The sequence below is a fragment of the Streptomyces sp. CB02923 genome (assembly GCF_001905005.1).
GTDB lineage: Bacteria > Actinomycetota > Actinomycetes > Streptomycetales > Streptomycetaceae > Streptomyces.
In genome coordinates this window covers 253,676-269,258 of record NZ_LWKZ01000025.1, presented here as the reverse complement: position 1 = coordinate 269,258, position 15,583 = coordinate 253,676, and the positions used below count along the sequence as shown (strand labels likewise).

Here is a 15,583-nt window from a genome sequence, read left to right as displayed (position 1 = left end):
CAGGGAGCCTGTATGTCCTCCGTGGCCTCCGGCGCCACCCCGCCCCTGAGTCCGGCCCGCAACCCGACCCGCTGGCTCGTCCTCGCCGTCATCTGCCTCGCGCAGCTGGTGGTCCTGCTCGACAACACCGTCCTGAACGTCGCCGTCCCGTCCCTCACCGAGGAGATGGGCGCGACCACCGCCGACGTCCAGTGGATGCTCAACGCGTACTCCCTGGTCCAGTCCGGCCTGCTGCTCACCGCCGGCAACGCCGCCGACCGCTACGGCCGCAAGAAGATGCTCGCCCTCGGCCTGGTGCTGTTCGGCGTCGCCTCGCTCGCCGCCTCCCTCGCCCAGTCGCCCGGCCAGCTGATCGCGGCCCGCGCCGCGATGGGCGTCGGCGGCGCGCTGCTGATGACGACCACGCTCGCCGTCGTCATGCAGATCTTCGACGACGCCGAGCGCCCGAGGGCGATCGGCATCTGGAGCTCGGTGAACTCGCTCGGCTTCGCCGCCGGGCCGCTCATCGGCGGTTCCCTGCTGGCCCACTTCTGGTGGGGCTCGCTGTTCCTGATCAACATTCCGGTCGCCGTCATCGGCTTCGTCGCCGTCCTGCGGCTCGTCCCCGAGTCGAGGAGCTCCAACGGCGACCGGCCCGACCTGGTCGGTGCGCTGCTCTCCATGGTCGGCATGGTGGGCGTGGTCTTCGCGATCATCTCCGGGCCCGGCCACGGCTGGCTCTCCGGCCGGGTGCTGGCCTCCGCCGCCGTCGGCGTCGTGGGCCTCGCGGTCTTCGCGCTGTGGGAGCTGCACGTACCGAACCCGATGCTGGACATGCACTTCTTCCGCAACAGCCGGTTCATCGGTGCGGTGTCCGGCGGCATCCTGGTGGCCTTCGGCCTGGGCGGGTCGATGTTCCTGCTGACCCAGCACCTGCAACTGGTCCTCGGATACGGCCCGTTGGAGGCCGGGCTGCGGATGGCGCCGCTGGCGCTGATGGTCGTCGCGCTGAACTTCACCGGCCTGGGCGTCCGGCTGCTGCCCAAGCTGGGCACCCCCGGCATGATCGTCACGGGCATGAGCCTGCTCGCCGCCGGTCTGACCGCCATCGCCACCCTCGGCAGCGACAGCTACGGCGGCATGCTGTTCGGCCTGCTGCTGATGGGTGTGGGTGTGGCGTTCGCGATGCCCACCATGGCCAACGCCATCATGTCGTCCATCCCGGTGGAGAAGGCGGGCGTCGGCGCGGGCGTGAACGGCACGCTGATGGAGTTCGGCCAGGGCCTGGGCGTCGCCGTCCTCGGCGCGGTCCTCAACTCCCGCTTCGCCGCGCTGCTTCCCGCGGTCGCCCTGGGTGCCGGTTCGCTGCCCGCCGCGCTGGCCATGACCCGTACGGACGCGGACCGGGCGGCCGTCCACGACGCGTTCGCCTCCGGTATCGGCACCAGCCAACTGGTGGGCGCGGCCGCCGTCTTCCTCGGCGGACTGCTCGCGGCGTTCCTGCTGCGCCGCGCGGAGCGCACCCTGCCGGTACCGGGTGACGGGGCGCAGCCCGCGGACGTACCCGGAGACGGTACGGACCCCGCCTCCGCCCCCGCGTCCGGCGCTCCCGCAGACGGTGCCGTACGCCCGGGACCGTCCGCCGCCCGGCCGGAATAGCATCGACTGCGTACCACTGCGTAAAGGAAGAGGGAGGGCGCGACATGGCACCGACTTCGAGCCGCGCCGGGAAACAGCCGAAGAGCGTGTGGCTGGCCGAGCGCCCTCCGGTGAAACGGAAGGCGGACCAGCCGGCCGGACTGGACCTCGACAAGATCGTCGCGGCCACGGTCCGGCTGCTGGACGCCGAGGGCCTGGCGAAGTTCTCCATGCGCCGTCTCGCCGCCGAACTCGGCGTCACGGCCATGTCCGTCTACTGGTACGTCGACACCAAGGACGACTTGCTGGAACTGGCCATGGACGCGGTGGCCGGCGAGCTCGACCTGCCCGACGAGTCCGACGAGCGGGCCGACTGGCGCGCCCACCTGCGCCACCTCGCCACCGAGTACCGCGCCATGCTGCTCGGCCACCCCTGGGTGCCGCGGCTGCTGGGCGAGTACATCAACTTTGGTCCGCACTCGATGGCCTTCTCCACCGCGACCCTGCGGGTGATGGCGCGCAGCGGCCTGTCCGTGGAGGCGTCGTCGGGTGCGCTGGCGGCCGTCTTCCAGTTCGTCTACGGCTTCAGCACCATCCAGGGCCTGCACCGGGCCCGCTGCCAGGCGGTGGGCAGCACCCTGGACGAGTACTTCCACCAGGTCGTGGGGGCCGTACAGGGGCGTCCGGAGTTCGCCGAGGCGATGGAGCTGTCCGTCAAGTCGGTGTACGCACGGCAGGGGCTGACCGCCGAGCAGATGCTGGACAACGACTTCGCCTTCGCCCTCGACCTCCAGATCGCGGGAATCGAGGCGATGCGGGAGAGGGAGCGGGACCAGGAGCAGCCCCAGGCCCAGCCCCAGAATCAGAGCCAGCCCCAGCCCCAGGCCCAGAACCAGCCCCAGGCCCAGATCCAGCCCCAGGACCAGAACAGCAACACCAAGTAGCCGACAGCCCTCCGGCCCTACCACCCCCCACCGCTGAATGGTCCCCCCGCGCGTCCAGACGTGTGAAGTGATCCCGCCGAACGTGGGCATCGGTGGGCGCGGCGGTTTTCGGAAACCGTGCCGCGTCTACCTCTTATCTGATCATTTCTCAGCGCAGCGTAAGGAGCTCCACATGCGCGTTCGTACCACCATCAGCGCGGGTGTCCTGGCCGTCGCCGCCGTCCTCGGCAGCGTCGGTACCGCCGTCGCCGACGCCGGTGCGGGGGCCAAGGTCGCCAACTCGCCCGGCATCCTGTCGGGCAACGCCATCCAGCTTCCGATCGACATCGGCATCCCGATCTGCGGCAACTCGATCGACGTCATCGGGCTGCTGAACCCTGCCACGGGCAACAAGTGCAAGACCAACTGACGGAACCCCCTGCACGACGGTGCCCCGCCCCTTGCAGTGCAAAGGGCGGGGCACCGTCGCGTACGGCCCCGGTCGGGGGGTGGGGCCGGGTCGTCAGGCCGTGGGCAGGTTCTCGCCCTGTACGGCCTGGATGTCCAGTTCGACCCGCAGGGTCGTGCCGATCGCCGCGATACCGGCGGCGACGACCTGGTTGTAGTTCATCTTGAAGTCCTCGCGGCGCAGCTCGGCGGTGGCGTTGAAGGCCGCCCGCACGCCGCCCCACGGGTCGGGGCCCGTACCGAGGTAGCTCAGGTCCAGGTCCACCGGGCGGACCACGCCGCGCAGCGACAGGTCGCCGTGCACGGTCCAGCGGTCCGGTCCGGCCGGCTCCAGGCCGGTGCTGCGGTAGATCATTTCCGGGTACTGCTCGACGTCGAGGAAGTCCCCGGTCCGCAGGTGCCCGTCGCGCATCCCGTTGCCGGTGTCGATCGACGCCGTCCTGATGACCGCCTCCACCGACGACTTCCCCAGGTCCTCGGCGATCTCGATGCGGCCCGCGAAGTCCAGGAAGCGGCCGTGCACGCTGGTGATGCCCAGGTGCTGGGCCGTCGCCGCGACCGTCGAGTGCATCGGGTCGATGGTCCAGGCGCCGGGCGGCGGCAGTTCGGCCCCGCCCTGCCGGGCCAGCACCACGGTGCCGACGTCCATCCGGCCGCTCGCCGTGACGATCGCGCTGGAGGCGACCGGCGCGTAGCCGACGGCCGTCACGATCACCGTGTACGGGCCGGGGGCCAGCGGCTGCGCGTCCCGTACGGCACCGTCCTGGTCGGCCGCCGCGCGCAGCACCTGGGTGCCGGTCATGTCGGTGACGGTCAGCACCGCGTGCTGCACCGCCCAGCCGTCCCGTGTACGGACCTGCGCGCGTACGCCCGCGCCCTTGGCCGCTCCCGCGGCTGCCGCGCCCGTCGAAGTCATTCCCACTCCCGTTCTTGCCTCTCACATGTCGGGCTCCGGGCGGCGGCACGCAGGCCGTCCCCTGCCTGTGCGCGCACCGCCGCCGGAGCCCTGGGGTCCGGCCCGCGCCGCCTCTCCGCTCAAAAGGCGAACGCGGTCCGGGGTCTTGTCCCCCGGCTGTACCGGGGTTCCCGGGGGCCCGTCGTCGTACGGCGGGCCCCCGGGCCCGGGATCACTCGCCGGGGTGGGCGAGCTCGACGTCGTAGCCGTCGACCCCGCGCGCGTCGACCGTCAGGCCGTTGGCGACCGGCGGGTAGCCGCTCGCGATGACCGTGTAGTCGCCCGCGTCCAGGTCGGTGAAGGCGTACGCGCCGTCCTCACCGGTGGTGGAGGTGGCCACGACGTTGCCCGCCGCGTCCACGAGCGTGACCCGCGCGTCCGGCAGCGGACGCCGCTCGGCTCCCGCCCGTACGACGCCCTGCACCCGGGCGCCGGACAGCAGCTCGATCTCCATACGGGTCGTGCCCTGCCCGCCGACCTCGACCGGCAGCGCCGTCGGCCGGAAGTCGGGCGCGTTGACGGCGATGGTGTACGTGCCGGGGGCCAGCTCGTCGAAGGAGAAGTAGCCCTCCTCGCCGGTCTTGCCGGTGGCCAGCACCTCGCCCCGCACATCGGTGACCACGACCATCGCGTCCGTCACCGGTGCGCCGGTGACCGCGCTGCGGACCTGGCCGCCGAGGCCGCTGGTGCCGCTGAGCAGGATGTCGTAGCCGAGGGCGTCCTCGCCGACGACGACCGTGGACGCCTGCGGCTGGTGGCCGTCGGCGGCCGCGATCAGCACGTACGAACCGGCGCCGGGGGCGTTGAGCACGTACGAGCCGTTGACCTGGGCCACCGAGCGGCCGAGCTGGCGCCCGCTGAGCGAGATCAGCGTGACCGCGGAGTTCGCGACCGGGTGGCCCTCCGCGTTGCGGACCGAGCCGTGGATCGCCGGGCCGGCCGGGACGTCGTCACCGCCGCCCGCCGAGGCGTACGCCGCCAGCGGCTGCGTGGTGGCCGACGCCGCCGGCTGCTGCGCCCAGGAGGGCGCCCGGCCGTCGTCGTCCAGGCCCACCGGGGCACCCGCGCCCACGAGGGCGGGCTCCGGCTGCGGTGCCACAGCGGCGGCCGCGGTGGCGGCCCCGGTGGCGGCCGGTGCCGCCGTCGGCTCGTCGGACTGCGCCAGACCGCCCTGGGTCTTCAGCGCGACCTCCTTGATGAACAGCGTCAGCAGGAAGGCGAGCAGCGCGCACGGAGCCGCGTACAGGAAGACGTCGCCGACGCCGTGCCCGTAGGCGCTCTCCATGATCGTCCGGAACGGGGCCGGGAGGGCGTCCAGGTCCGGGATGCCGCCACCGCCGCCTCCGCCGCCCTGGGCGAACTTCGCCGCGGCCTGCGGGCCGAGCTCCTGGACGCCGTCCTTCACGTAGTGCGTGACGCGGTTGGCGAGCACCGCACCGAGCGCCGAGACGCCGACCGCACCACCGAGGGAGCGGAAGAAGGTCACGACGGAGGAGGCGGAGCCGAGGTCCTTCGGGGCGACCTGGTTCTGCGTGCACAGCACCAGGTTCTGCATCATCATGCCGATGCCGAGGCCCATCAGCGCCATGAAGATCGCGATGTGCCAGTACTCGGTGTCGTACCGGATGGTGCCCAGCAGGCCGAGGCCCGCGGTCACCAGCGCGCCACCGGAGACCAGCCAGGCCTTCCAGCGGCCGGTCTTGGTGATGACCTGCCCGGAGACGGTCGAGGAGATGAACAGACCGCCGATCATCGGGATCGTCATGATCCCGGACATCGTCGGCGACTCGCCGCGCGCCAGCTGGAAGTACTGGCTGAAGAAGACGGTGCCGGAGAACATCGCGATACCGACGAACATCGACGCCATCGAGGCAAGAGTGATCGTCTTGTTGCGGAACAGCCGCAGCGGGATGATCGGCTCGCTCGCCCTGGACTCGACGAACACGAAGATCGCGCCGAGCACGATCGCGCCGCCGACCATGGCGAAGGTCTGACCGGAGATCCAGTCGTACTTGTCGCCCGCCAGGGTCACCCACACCAGCAGCAGCGAGACCGCCGCGCTGATGAAGAAGGCACCCGCCCAGTCGACCTTGACGTCCCGCTTGACCACGGGGAGCTTCAGGGTCTTCTGGAGGACGATCAGGGCGATCACCGCGAACGGCACGCCGACGTAGAAGCACCAGCGCCAGCCCATCCAGCTGGTGTCGGTGATGACGCCGCCCAGCAGCGGGCCGCCGACGGTGGCGACCGCGAAGGTGGCGCCGATGTAGCCGCTGTAACGGCCGCGCTCCCGCGGGGAGATCATCGCGGCCATGACGATCTGGGCCAGCGCGGACAGACCGCCCACGCCGATGCCCTGCACGACACGGCAGGCGATCAGCATGCCGGAGTTCTGCGACAGACCGGCCACCACCGAGCCCGCCACGTAGATCACCAACGCGATCTGGACCAGCAGCTTCTTGCTGAACAGGTCGGAGAGCTTGCCCCACAGCGGAGTGGTCGCGGTCATCGCCAGCAGCGACGCGGTGACGACCCAGGTGTAGGAGCTCTGGCCGCCCTTGAGGTCATGGATGATCTCGGGCAGCGCGTTGGAGACGATCGTCGAGGACAGGATGGCGACGAACATGCCGAGCAGCAGCCCGGATATCGCCTCCATGATCTGACGGTGCGTCATGGGCGCCCCGTCGGGAGCCGGGTGGCCCCCGTGCTTGGCGTGGCCGCCCCGCACACCGGATGGTGTGGTCGTAGCCATGTGGTTCCTTTTCATTCCGCGGGTGTGCGGGTGGTGGATTCGTGATGCGCCCGGGTACGGCAGTCGCCGAAGCTCGTACGGAGCCTGGCGAGCAGTTCGTTGAGACGGCCGACGTCGCTGTCGGACCAGTCGTCCAGATACCGGGCGAGTGATGCTGTGTAGCGCTCGGAGAGCTCCGCGAGGAGCAGCCTGCCGCTCGGTGTCAGCCGCAGCAGCCGCGACCGCTTGTCCTGAGGGTCGGGCTCCCGCTCGATCCAGCCGCGCTCGGCGGCGTGGGCCACGTGCCGGCTCGTGACCGACATGTCGATCGCGAGCAGCTCCGCCAGCTTGCTCATCCGCATCTCGCCGTACCGGTCGAGCAGGGTGAGCACACCGGCCGAGGCGGGCGGGCAGTCGGGCGGCAGAATCCGCCCCATCTCACGCTTGACGGCACCGATGGCACTGAGCTGCCGGGCCAGCTCCTCGTACTGACTCTGAGCGGCCATGGGCACCTCCGCACTTCTTCTTTTGTTGCCTTGAGCAACCGTAGAACCACTTGGTTGCTGAAGGCAAACGATTCTGCAGGGGCGGAAGGTAAAAGAACCCAAAAGGTTGACAAGATCGACGGTCAAGGGGGTGCGGGGGTGGTGTAAAGGCGCTGGTGGAGGCTCTGTCGGCGGGTTCGGGCCGAGGCCGCTACGACGGTGAGGGGGGAGCGGGCGCCCCGGTCCCGTCCGGCGGATCATGTGACCCCTCTGCGCTCGTGGCGTTAGGCACATAAGGGCCGGGCGGAGGGCGGGTGCGCCTCCTGGCCATCCAGCCATGGGCAGTGGGAGGCGTACATCATGTTGACCGGTGACTCGTTCAGCAGCAGCACCTTCGCCATCGAATTGGGCGAGGGCGCGGTCGAGACCGTCCAGTCCGTATCGGGGCTGCAACTGGAGCAGGACGTCGTCGAAATCCGGCAGGTCTCACCGACCGGTGAACTGATCCGTCGCAAGCAGCCGGGCGCACGCAGGACCGGCGAGATCACGATCACCCGTGGCATGGACAAGAGCACCGCGTTCACCGACTGGATCAGGGCCACTCTGGTCGATACCGACCCCGACACCACCCGCCGGAGCATCACGATCGCTCTGAAGGACGCGAAGAAGCAGACCGTTCGCCGCATTCACCTCAGCAATGCCTGGGCGTCCCGCTGGGAGGGGCCCTCGTTCGGGGCCTCCGGCTCCGGGTCTGCGACGGAACAGGTGACGATCACGTATGAGGACATCACTGTCGAGTAGCGATCGAACTCTGCCGTGACCCTTGCGCGCCCCTTGCGTGCCCCGACCGGCCCCGACCGGCCCCGACCGGCCTTGACCGCGTCGATGATCGCCGCCCTACGATCCGTGCATGACAGACGACCGTGCCGAGATCCAGGACCTCAACAGCCGCTACGCGATTGCTTTCGACAGCAGGTGCCTCGACGAGGCGGTCGACTGCTGGGCCGAGGACGGCATCCTGGACGAGACCGGGACCGGCTTCGGCCTGTTCGAGGGCCACGCGGCGATCCGTGCCTACTTCGGCAAGCTCATGGACGGCTTCCCGCACGTCATCCACGTGATGTTCAACCACCTGACCACCGGCATCGACGGCGACCACGGTGCAGGCAGCGTCCACTGTCTCGTCGAGTTCGTGAGCACCGACGGCAGCTATGACCGCGTCCACGTCAAGTACGACGACCGGTACGTCCGGGTCGGCGGCGGCTGGAAGTTCGCCAGCCGCGTCCTTACCCCGACCTTCCCCCGCGGGGCGCACGCGAGCTGATGCCTGCCGGGGCAGCCGGTGCGATGCGGTCCGCGCCGTGGTCTGGCGCATGGCCTGGTGCATGGCCTGGCGCACCGGCTGCCGCCGTCACTCCGAGGCCGGCGGGGCGTGCCGCGCCCGCAGGCCCTCGACGAGGAGGTCGAGGCCGTACTCGAAGAGGCGGGTGAAGTCCGTGCTGGTGAGGGTGGGGAGGGCGGCGCCGAGGTGGGGGTACGCCCCTGCCGTCACCGCGTCGCGGAGGACTCCCGGGCTTTCTGATCCTCCGGGGGCTCCTGTGTGCGCCGGGGTTCTGGGGGCTCCGGGGGTTCCCGGGGCTCCCGGTGCTTTGTGGGCTCCCGGGGCTTCTGTGGTCTCCGCGCCTTCGGGGGCTACCGAGGCCTCTGTGCCCCCTGGCTGCCCCGATTGCCCCGGTTGGCCCGTCTTCCCACCATCCCCCTGAAGAGCCACCTGCTCCCCCTGACCCTGAAGAGCCGCCTGCTCCTCCAAGGTGTGGCCCACGGTGAAGTTGACCACCGTGTAGAGCGCCCGCGCCGCGGCGTCGTCGGCGAATCCCGCGTCGCGCAGTACTCCCACGAGCGCTTCGGCGAAGCCCAGGGTGTTCGCCCCGGTCGAGTGCGTACCGGCGTATACGCGCGCCCCGTCGCGGTGGGCGAGCAGGGCGGCGCGCTCGGTGCGGGCGAGGGCGGCCAGGCGCTCGCTCCAGTCGCCGCCGCACCCCGTTAGGGCCGCCTCGGCGGCGCCCTCCAGCATGCGTTCCGCCATGGCGGTCAGCAGCTCCTGCTTCGTCGCGAAATAGCGGTACAGGGCGCCTGCCTGTACGCCCATCGCATCGGCGAGCCGCCTCATGGTCAACGCGTCGAGGCCTGCTTGATTCAGCAGGTCAAGGGCTGTTTCCAGGGTGCGCGTGCGGTCGAGTCGAGCGGGCCGGCCACGGGACGGACTTGACGGGGAACTCATACGCCTCACTATAGTGAACGCCGTTCACGTGAACGCTGTTCATTAATTAGGGAGGACCACCCCGATGAACGTCGATGTGATCGTTGTGGGCGCGGGCCCGACCGGCCTGATGCTCGCCTGCGAACTGGCACTGGCGGGCGTACGCACCCGCGTCCTGGAGCGCCGTACCGCACCGCAGCGCGACTCCCGGGCGCTCAGCCTGCACCCGCGCAGCGTGGAGCTGATGGACCAGCGCGGGCTGCTCGACCGCTTTCTCCCGCTCGGCCGGACCGTGCCCGGCTGGCACTTCGCCCAGCTCCCCACCCACCTGGACTTCTCCGTACTCGACTCCCGGCACGCTTACACCCTCTTCCTCGCCCAGGCGCAGACCGAGACGCTGCTGGCGGAGCGGGCGCGCGAGCTGGGCGTCGAGATCGAGCGCGGGTACGAGGTCGCCGGGCTGGGCCAGGACGCCGACGGGGTCGACGTGAAGGTGCGCGGCCGGGACGGCGACGTCGCGACGATACGGACCCGTTACGTCGTCGGCTGCGACGGCGGACGCAGCGTCGTACGGCAGAACGCCGGAATCGCCTTCCCGGGGACGGACGAAACCCTCACCGGCATGCTCGGTGACTTCGCGGTCACCGACCCCGCCGCCCTCGACACCGCTCGCGCGGGGGGCGTGCTGGCCGTGCCGCTGGAGGGCGGCGTGATCCGGTTCGCCCTCATCGACCCGGAGCGGCTGCGGGTCCCGGCCGGTGAGCCCGTGACCCTGGAGGAGTTCCGTACGTCCCTGACCCGAATCTGCGGCTCCGACTGCGGCGTCGCCGAACCCCGTTGGCTCTCCCGCTTCGGCAACGCCACCCGGCTCGCGGAGAGCTACCGCTCCGGCCGCGTCCTGCTGGCGGGCGACGCCGCCCACATCCACTTCCCCGCGGCGGGCCAGGGCCTGAACACCGGCCTCCAGGACGCCATGAACCTCGGCTGGAAACTGGCCGCCGAAGTCAACGGCTGGGCACCGCCGGGCCTGCTCGACACGTACGACGCGGAACGCCGCCCCGTCGGGCAGTCCGTCACCGAGAACACCGAGATCCAGACCCTGCTGGCGGAGCTGACGCTCGTACCCCGGTACCAGCGTCCGGGCGCCGCCCTGCGCAAACTCCTCGACGACCTCCTCGGCATGAAGGAGGTCAACCGCACCCTCGCCGCCTGGGTCTCCGCGCTCGGTACGGCGTATCCGCCCACCGCACCCGGCGCCGACCCCCTGGTGGGGCGCCGCATGCCCGACATCGGCCTGACCGCCACCGGGTCGGAGGCGATACGGGTGTACGAACTCCTCCCCGCAGGCCGGTACGTACACCTCGACCTCGCGGGCGATCCGGACCTTGAGGCAGCCGTGACCCCGGGCTGGGGCACACGCGTCACCTCCGTCACCGTCACCGGCCGTGACGACCACGCGGAGCTGGCCGACGTGACCGAAATCCTCGTACGCCCCGACGGCCATGTCGCCTGGGCCACCCGCACCACCGACCTCCGGACCCGCCGCGCCGAGCGACGCGAGGCGCTGACGGCCTGGGCCGGAACGCCCTCCTGAGACGCGGAAGGCTCGTCGTGCCGCTGCAACGCGTCAACCCGTCCGCCGTGCACCGCCCGGCCCCGTCGATCAGCCAAGTCGTCGTCACCGACGGCGTACGGCTGGCGCATCTCTCGGGCCAGGTCGCCTGGGACGCCGAAGGGCGCCCCGTCGGGTCCGGCGACCACGCGGCTCAAGCTGCTCAAATAGCGCGCAACATCGACGCGGTCCTCGCGGCGGTCGGCGCCACCCGGGACGACATCGTCAAAGAGACCGTCTACGTGGTGAACTACCGCCCCGAACTGCTGCCCGGCATCTTCACCCCGCTGCGGGCGGGCACCACGCAGGCGCCTGCCAGCACGCTGGTGGGCGTATCCGCCCTCTTCGCACCGGAGTACCTGCTGGAGGTCGAGGTGGTCGCGGCGCTCCGGGCGCGGTAGGGGCCACGGGGCCACGGGCCGCTCCCCGTACGTATACGTAACGGGGAGCGGAACGCCGCAACTGTGCTGTGACGCACGAGGCCCAGGGGTGTGCCGCCCTTGCGAGGTTCGCTAGTGTCCTGGCCTATGGCGAACTACCAGCAGAACCCGGCCAACGGCCAGCAGGACCCAGCCGGCAACACGCAGATGTTCCGCGCTTTCGTGGACGAGGGCGGCGCCCCCGAGCCCGGCAGCCGCCGGGCAGCGGTGCAGCAGCAGTCGTCCGGCGGTCCCCGCATCGGCGTCATCGTCGGCGTGATCGTCGCGGTCGCGGTCGTCGTCGCGGCGGCGTGGCTCGCGCTGAGCTGACCGTAGGCACCCGGCCGCGCGTCCCGTACGCGCCGTCCTGACGCTCCCTCACTCGGCCGCGGCCAAGCGGCCGACGAACCCCTTTCCGCTCCCCACGCCAAGGCCGGGCACCCGCCGACCTCGGCTGTCGGCGACCCGCAGCGCGTCGTGCAGCGCCTCGACCAACCGGTTGGCGAGAAAGCGCAGTTCACCGGCCGATGCGTCCGGCTCGCCCAGCATCGCCCCGGCGTGGTCGAGCAGCTCCGTACCCATGTCGAGCTGCGCCGCCTCCATCTCATCCGCGAGCCGCGACACGGGCCCGTCACCGTCCGTCGACAGAAGACACTGCTTCCCGCCCTCCTGCGACCAGGGCAGCAGCCGCACACCCGGTACGGCCCCCTCTCCCGCGCTCACGCGGCGAACTCCCCACGAAGCGTGCGAAGCCGCGCGACGCGGCGGGCTTGCTGGGCGTGGACTCGCACTTCGTGGGCGGCCAGGTACGGGCGCACGAGGCGGGAGGCGTCGCCGTCGAGGGGAGTGTCGAGCGGGCGGGAAGCGGCCCGTGGCTGCGGGGCGCCGACGGGGCGCGCGGGCGCGCGAAGGGTAGTGACGGGGGCAGACACTGGCGGCGTGAGGCGATACCTCAGCCAGGCCGCAACGCGGCGGATACGGTGGTGCACGTCGACGCTCTTTTCGTTTGGGCAGCGTTGGCCACGCCCCGGGACCGTTGCAGCGGTCGCCGGGGGTTCATCTCTGCTCGTTCTGGATGGCCTATGAGTTCCTGTATACACCTAGGCACCTACGCCCGCATCTATGCCGAGCTAGTTACCCATGCGTAGAGTTCCGTTCGTGATGGAGTTCGACCCGACGCGGCCCAAGTGGATGCAGATCACCGATGTGATTCGAGAGCGGATCGCGAGCGGGGCCTACCCTCCGCGCCACCTCATCTCCGAAGTGAAGATGGAGGAGGAGTTCGGCGTCGCGCGCGTGACGGTCCGGAAGGTGACCGCCGCCCTCAGGAGGGACGGGCTCATCATCACCACGCCGGGTATGGGGTCGTTCGTGATCGAGCACCGCCCGGAAGAATCGGCCGACGAGAGCTGACAGCGACGCGTCGTGCCTGCTCAAGGCGCTCGTTTGCCGGTATGTGAGCGTACGGACGCCGTCCCTCCGTCTACCTTCCCGTACTGCACTTTGCCTGCCATATTCAGGCATGGAACGGCTTGCCCGGCATGCATGGGCCTACCTACTTTGTCGGTGTGATCGACTTTGCTCCCGACGAGCCCCGCTGGCGTCAGGTCGCCCGCATCATCCGGCAGCGCATCGAGGACGGCAGCTATGCGCCCGGCACGCGCGTTCCGTCGGTGGTCGAGATATTGGGCGAGTTCGGCATCTCCACGTCCACAGGCCAGAAGGTGCACCGTGGGTTGCGCGCTGAGGGCTTGATCTACACCGAGCCGGGAATCGGGTCCTTCGTCTCCAAGAGGCGGCCGGCGAAGTGCACTGAGGTGCCGGTGGCACGGTCAGCAGGGGCTGAGAAAGACACATGACGGAGTTCGACCCGTCGCGATCGAGGTGGAAACAGGTCGTCGTGCCCCGGGAACGCAACGCCAATGGGGCCTATCCGGCCGGGGTGCAGATCCGTAGCGGCGACGTTTGACGATTCGGTCGGTGTCGGTGTCGGGTTCCGACGGCGCTGAGCTGCTTACGGAGACTGTCGGCGGCGGTTTCGTCGGCCCAGGGCGGTGACATCGGCTCGATGACTCCCTCGACGACCTGGACCCGGTCGCCGCGAACATGCTGGACCGCGTACTTCAGAGCGTGCTCCGGATTGACGCCGTCGCTGTAGTCGGACGATTCGATGCTCATGTGTACGTCCTCGCGCAGAACAACGGGTGCCTCGCGCCCATTGGACGCCACCGCCTGGCCGTACGGCACTCCTGACAGCTGACGGTCACCCGGCCGTGTCGGGCGGCATCGGGGTCCGCGGTGACCGCCGTGAGGGGTTATTCGGTCGTACACGACCGTGTCGATTGGGATCATGCGGGGGTCGCGATCCGCTACCCGTACCCCATCCCCCTATGAGAGGGCGCCGCCCCATGCCACTGACCCCCGCCGATCCGAACGTCGTCCACCCGATGCCGGGACAGCCGCGAGTGGTGCTGCTCAAGCCCCTCGTCACCTCGCCGCTGATCGAGGTCGGCGACTTCTCGTACTACGACGATCCGGACGATCCGACCGCGTTCGAGACGCGCAACGTGCTGTACCACTACGGGCCCGAGAAGCTCGTCATCGGGAAGTTCTGTGCGCTGGGGGAGGGGGTGCGGTTCATCATGAACGGGGCCAACCACCGGATGGACGGGCCCTCGACGTTTCCGTTCCCCATCATGGGCGGGTCCTGGGCCGATCACTTCGACCTGATCAGCGGGCTGCCGGGCAAGGGCGACACCGTGATCGGCAACGATGTGTGGTTCGGCTACCGGTCGATGGTCATGCCCGGCGTACGGATCGGGCACGGCGCGGTCATCGCCTCCGGGGCCGTGGTCGTGGACGACGTACCCGATTACGGCATCGTCGGCGGCAACCCCGCCAAGCTGATCCGCCGCCGCTACGACGAGGCGGACATCGCGCGGCTGCTCGAACTGGCCTGGTGGGACTGGCCGGCCGAACACATCACCGAGCATGTCCGGACGATCATGTCCGGGACGGTGGAGGAACTGGCGGCGGTGGTCCCGGAGGAGTAGCCGTAGCGGTATCTCCTAGCGGTATCTCCTACAGGACGCCCCCTCGGGGACGGTACCTCCAGGGAGCCCAGAAGTGCCCCTCGTACGGGTGGCAGGGGGGACGGGCTCGCATGCCGGTCGGCATTCTCAGGCAAAGGCACCGAGGAAAAGAGACCGCCGGCGTCGAGCCCTGACCCCGCTCCCGGAGACGCACTCATGATCGTCACCATCGTGGTGGCCGTGATCGCCCTGCTCCTCGGCATGATCGCCCACCACTTCCTGCGCCGCAGGGATTCGGACGCCGACGACTCGGGCCTGTCGGTGCAGGACCTGATCAGCCCGGTGCAGACGCTGACCGTGCTGATCCTCGCCTTCATCCTGGCCACCGCCGCCACCTCGTACCACAAGGCGCAAGAAGCCGTGCACAGCGAGGCCAACGCGGTGGACCACCTCGTGGAGGTGGCCGATTTCGTGCCGGACGCCGCCCAGCGCCGCCGGGTGCAGGCCGATGTCGTCTGCTACACCCGGGCGGTACGCCACTTCGAATGGCCGGCCATGTCCCACGGCGAGGACTCCGCGGTGCCCAGCGCCTGGACCACCGACCTGCGCACCGTCTTCAAGGACATCGGCCCGGGGCAGGGCACCTTCGGCATGCTCGTCGCGGCGGACGACAGCCGGGCCAAGGCCCGCCAGACGCGACTGGCGGAGTCGACCCCGGCGGTCCCCTGGGCGGTCTACTGGTTCATGCTCGTCCTGCTCGCCATCACCATCATGTCCCTGTGCCTGTGCATCCCCAGGCGCAACAACCGGCCCCAGCTCGCCACCCTGGCCATGGTGACCGCCCTGCTCACGGCCACCTTGCTGCTCGTCCACGACGCCGAGAGGCCCTTCGGCGGAGCCATCTCCGTAGGCTCTGCCGCCATCACCGACGTCGAACAGCAAGCCACCCGCGCCTTCGACTCCGGCCATACCGGCGCCGAACTGCCCTGTGACAGCCACGGCCACAAGAAGACCCGCGGCGCCTAGTCCGGCCGCTGTGCGGGCGATACGTCAGATGGCCCACAGCGTTGCGTGGCAGTTC

The 15,583-nt window shown here is 70.2% G+C and carries 18 protein-coding genes; 12 read left to right on the top strand and 6 right to left on the bottom strand.

Annotated features, from left to right (window positions below; all coding sequences use genetic code 11):
- The first annotated feature begins 12 nt into the window (after nucleotides 1-12).
- The 3 genes from A6A06_RS29345 (at nucleotide 13) to A6A06_RS29335 (ending at nucleotide 2,970) form a co-directional block, all read left to right on the top strand.
- The gene (locus A6A06_RS29345; protein WP_073765124.1) at nucleotides 13-1,638 is read left to right on the top strand and encodes an MFS transporter; all 1,626 of its coding nucleotides are present in this window, start codon (nucleotides 13-15) and stop codon (nucleotides 1,636-1,638) included.
- Nucleotides 1,639-1,682: 44 nt separating this feature from the next.
- The gene (locus A6A06_RS29340) at nucleotides 1,683-2,561 is read left to right on the top strand and encodes a TetR/AcrR family transcriptional regulator (protein ID WP_073765122.1); all 879 of its coding nucleotides are present in this window, start codon (nucleotides 1,683-1,685) and stop codon (nucleotides 2,559-2,561) included.
- Between the two features lie 172 nt (nucleotides 2,562-2,733).
- Entirely contained in the window at nucleotides 2,734-2,970 is a 237-nt protein-coding gene (locus A6A06_RS29335; protein ID WP_073765120.1) for a chaplin, read from the top strand.
- 93 nt (nucleotides 2,971-3,063) lie between these two features.
- Here A6A06_RS29335 and A6A06_RS29330 read toward each other — a convergent pair whose 3' ends face one another.
- From A6A06_RS29330 to A6A06_RS29320, 3 genes are all read right to left on the bottom strand, one after another.
- Entirely contained in the window at nucleotides 3,064-3,924 is an 861-nt protein-coding gene (locus A6A06_RS29330; protein WP_073765118.1) for a YceI family protein, read from the bottom strand.
- 211 nt (nucleotides 3,925-4,135) lie between these two features.
- Nucleotides 4,136-6,715 (bottom strand): MFS transporter, encoded by a 2,580-nt coding sequence (locus tag A6A06_RS29325; RefSeq protein WP_073765116.1) that lies wholly within the window; start codon nucleotides 6,713-6,715, stop codon nucleotides 4,136-4,138.
- 11 nt (nucleotides 6,716-6,726) lie between these two features.
- Nucleotides 6,727-7,200 carry a MarR family winged helix-turn-helix transcriptional regulator gene (locus A6A06_RS29320; protein WP_073765114.1) on the bottom strand — a complete coding sequence of 158 codons (474 nt, stop codon included), beginning with the start codon at nucleotides 7,198-7,200 and terminating at the stop codon, nucleotides 6,727-6,729.
- Nucleotides 7,201-7,539: 339 nt separating this feature from the next.
- On the opposite strand from A6A06_RS29320, the gene A6A06_RS29315 reads away from it, so the two are divergent.
- Both A6A06_RS29315 and A6A06_RS29310 read left to right on the top strand, forming a co-directional pair.
- Nucleotides 7,540-7,980 (top strand): phage tail protein, encoded by a 441-nt coding sequence (locus A6A06_RS29315; protein WP_073765112.1) that lies wholly within the window; start codon nucleotides 7,540-7,542, stop codon nucleotides 7,978-7,980.
- A gap of 109 nt (nucleotides 7,981-8,089) precedes the next feature.
- The gene (locus A6A06_RS29310) at nucleotides 8,090-8,503 is read left to right on the top strand and encodes a nuclear transport factor 2 family protein (protein ID WP_073765110.1); all 414 of its coding nucleotides are present in this window, start codon (nucleotides 8,090-8,092) and stop codon (nucleotides 8,501-8,503) included.
- 87 nt (nucleotides 8,504-8,590) lie between these two features.
- Here A6A06_RS29310 and A6A06_RS43125 read toward each other — a convergent pair whose 3' ends face one another.
- On the bottom strand, nucleotides 8,591-9,460 hold the full coding sequence (locus A6A06_RS43125) for a TetR/AcrR family transcriptional regulator C-terminal domain-containing protein (RefSeq protein WP_274535897.1): 870 nt from the start codon (nucleotides 9,458-9,460) through the stop codon (nucleotides 8,591-8,593).
- A 64-nt stretch (nucleotides 9,461-9,524) separates the two neighbouring features.
- Between A6A06_RS43125 and A6A06_RS29295 the strand changes: the two genes are divergently transcribed.
- The 3 genes from A6A06_RS29295 to A6A06_RS29285 all read left to right on the top strand — a co-directional run bounded on the left by A6A06_RS29295 (nucleotide 9,525) and on the right by A6A06_RS29285 (nucleotide 11,800).
- The gene (locus A6A06_RS29295; protein WP_073765108.1) at nucleotides 9,525-11,033 is read left to right on the top strand and encodes a monooxygenase; all 1,509 of its coding nucleotides are present in this window, start codon (nucleotides 9,525-9,527) and stop codon (nucleotides 11,031-11,033) included.
- Between the two features lie 17 nt (nucleotides 11,034-11,050).
- Nucleotides 11,051-11,452 carry a RidA family protein gene (locus tag A6A06_RS29290; RefSeq protein ID WP_073765107.1) on the top strand — a complete coding sequence of 134 codons (402 nt, stop codon included), beginning with the start codon at nucleotides 11,051-11,053 and terminating at the stop codon, nucleotides 11,450-11,452.
- A gap of 126 nt (nucleotides 11,453-11,578) precedes the next feature.
- Nucleotides 11,579-11,800 carry a hypothetical protein gene (locus tag A6A06_RS29285; RefSeq protein ID WP_073765105.1) on the top strand — a complete coding sequence of 74 codons (222 nt, stop codon included), beginning with the start codon at nucleotides 11,579-11,581 and terminating at the stop codon, nucleotides 11,798-11,800.
- Nucleotides 11,801-11,848: 48 nt separating this feature from the next.
- Here the strand turns inward: A6A06_RS29285 and A6A06_RS29280 are convergent, their stop codons facing one another.
- Complete coding sequence (locus A6A06_RS29280) at nucleotides 11,849-12,193, bottom strand: hypothetical protein (RefSeq protein ID WP_073765103.1); 345 nt, start codon at nucleotides 12,191-12,193, stop codon at nucleotides 11,849-11,851.
- Between the two features lie 438 nt (nucleotides 12,194-12,631).
- Here A6A06_RS29280 and A6A06_RS29275 point away from each other — a divergent pair, with 438 nt between their 5' ends.
- Nucleotides 12,632-12,883 (top strand): GntR family transcriptional regulator, encoded by a 252-nt coding sequence (locus A6A06_RS29275; protein WP_443333807.1) that lies wholly within the window; start codon nucleotides 12,632-12,634, stop codon nucleotides 12,881-12,883.
- Between the two features lie 155 nt (nucleotides 12,884-13,038).
- Nucleotides 13,039-13,329, top strand: coding sequence for a GntR family transcriptional regulator (locus tag A6A06_RS29270; RefSeq protein ID WP_242441009.1), 291 nt, complete (start codon nucleotides 13,039-13,041; stop codon nucleotides 13,327-13,329).
- Between the two features lie 70 nt (nucleotides 13,330-13,399).
- Here A6A06_RS29270 and A6A06_RS29265 read toward each other — a convergent pair whose 3' ends face one another.
- Nucleotides 13,400-13,648: a hypothetical protein gene (locus A6A06_RS29265; RefSeq protein ID WP_073765098.1), complete on the bottom strand. Its 249-nt coding sequence runs from the start codon at nucleotides 13,646-13,648 to the stop codon at nucleotides 13,400-13,402.
- Between the two features lie 230 nt (nucleotides 13,649-13,878).
- Here A6A06_RS29265 and A6A06_RS29260 point away from each other — a divergent pair, with 230 nt between their 5' ends.
- Nucleotides 13,879-14,523, top strand: coding sequence for a CatB-related O-acetyltransferase (locus A6A06_RS29260; RefSeq protein WP_075806933.1), 645 nt, complete (start codon nucleotides 13,879-13,881; stop codon nucleotides 14,521-14,523).
- 195 nt (nucleotides 14,524-14,718) lie between these two features.
- Nucleotides 14,719-15,528, top strand: coding sequence for a bestrophin-like domain (locus A6A06_RS29255; RefSeq protein ID WP_073765096.1), 810 nt, complete (start codon nucleotides 14,719-14,721; stop codon nucleotides 15,526-15,528).
- Nucleotides 15,529-15,583: the final 55 nt, after the last annotated feature.

Bases quoted from the DNA above. Each gene is read 5' to 3' on its own strand.
- A6A06_RS43125 (WP_274535897.1), bottom strand. From the start codon at position 9,460: ATGAGTTCCCCGTCAAGTCCGTCCCGTGGCCGGCCCGCTCGACTCGAC.
- A6A06_RS29340 (WP_073765122.1), top strand. From the start codon at position 1,683: ATGGCACCGACTTCGAGCCGCGCCGGGAAACAGCCGAAGAGCGTGTGG.
- A6A06_RS29335 (WP_073765120.1), top strand. From the start codon at position 2,734: ATGCGCGTTCGTACCACCATCAGCGCGGGTGTCCTGGCCGTCGCCGCC.
- A6A06_RS29265 (WP_073765098.1), bottom strand. From the start codon at position 13,648: ATGAGCATCGAATCGTCCGACTACAGCGACGGCGTCAATCCGGAGCAC.
- A6A06_RS29310 (WP_073765110.1), top strand. From the start codon at position 8,090: ATGACAGACGACCGTGCCGAGATCCAGGACCTCAACAGCCGCTACGCG.
- A6A06_RS29255 (WP_073765096.1), top strand. From the start codon at position 14,719: ATGATCGTCACCATCGTGGTGGCCGTGATCGCCCTGCTCCTCGGCATG.
- A6A06_RS29320 (WP_073765114.1), bottom strand. From the start codon at position 7,200: ATGGCCGCTCAGAGTCAGTACGAGGAGCTGGCCCGGCAGCTCAGTGCC.
- A6A06_RS29275 (WP_443333807.1), top strand. From the start codon at position 12,632: ATGGAGTTCGACCCGACGCGGCCCAAGTGGATGCAGATCACCGATGTG.
- A6A06_RS29315 (WP_073765112.1), top strand. From the start codon at position 7,540: ATGTTGACCGGTGACTCGTTCAGCAGCAGCACCTTCGCCATCGAATTG.
- A6A06_RS29295 (WP_073765108.1), top strand. From the start codon at position 9,525: ATGAACGTCGATGTGATCGTTGTGGGCGCGGGCCCGACCGGCCTGATG.
- A6A06_RS29330 (WP_073765118.1), bottom strand. From the start codon at position 3,924: ATGACTTCGACGGGCGCGGCAGCCGCGGGAGCGGCCAAGGGCGCGGGC.
- A6A06_RS29345 (WP_073765124.1), top strand. From the start codon at position 13: ATGTCCTCCGTGGCCTCCGGCGCCACCCCGCCCCTGAGTCCGGCCCGC.
- A6A06_RS29325 (WP_073765116.1), bottom strand. From the start codon at position 6,715: ATGGCTACGACCACACCATCCGGTGTGCGGGGCGGCCACGCCAAGCAC.
- A6A06_RS29285 (WP_073765105.1), top strand. From the start codon at position 11,579: ATGGCGAACTACCAGCAGAACCCGGCCAACGGCCAGCAGGACCCAGCC.
- A6A06_RS29260 (WP_075806933.1), top strand. From the start codon at position 13,879: ATGCCACTGACCCCCGCCGATCCGAACGTCGTCCACCCGATGCCGGGA.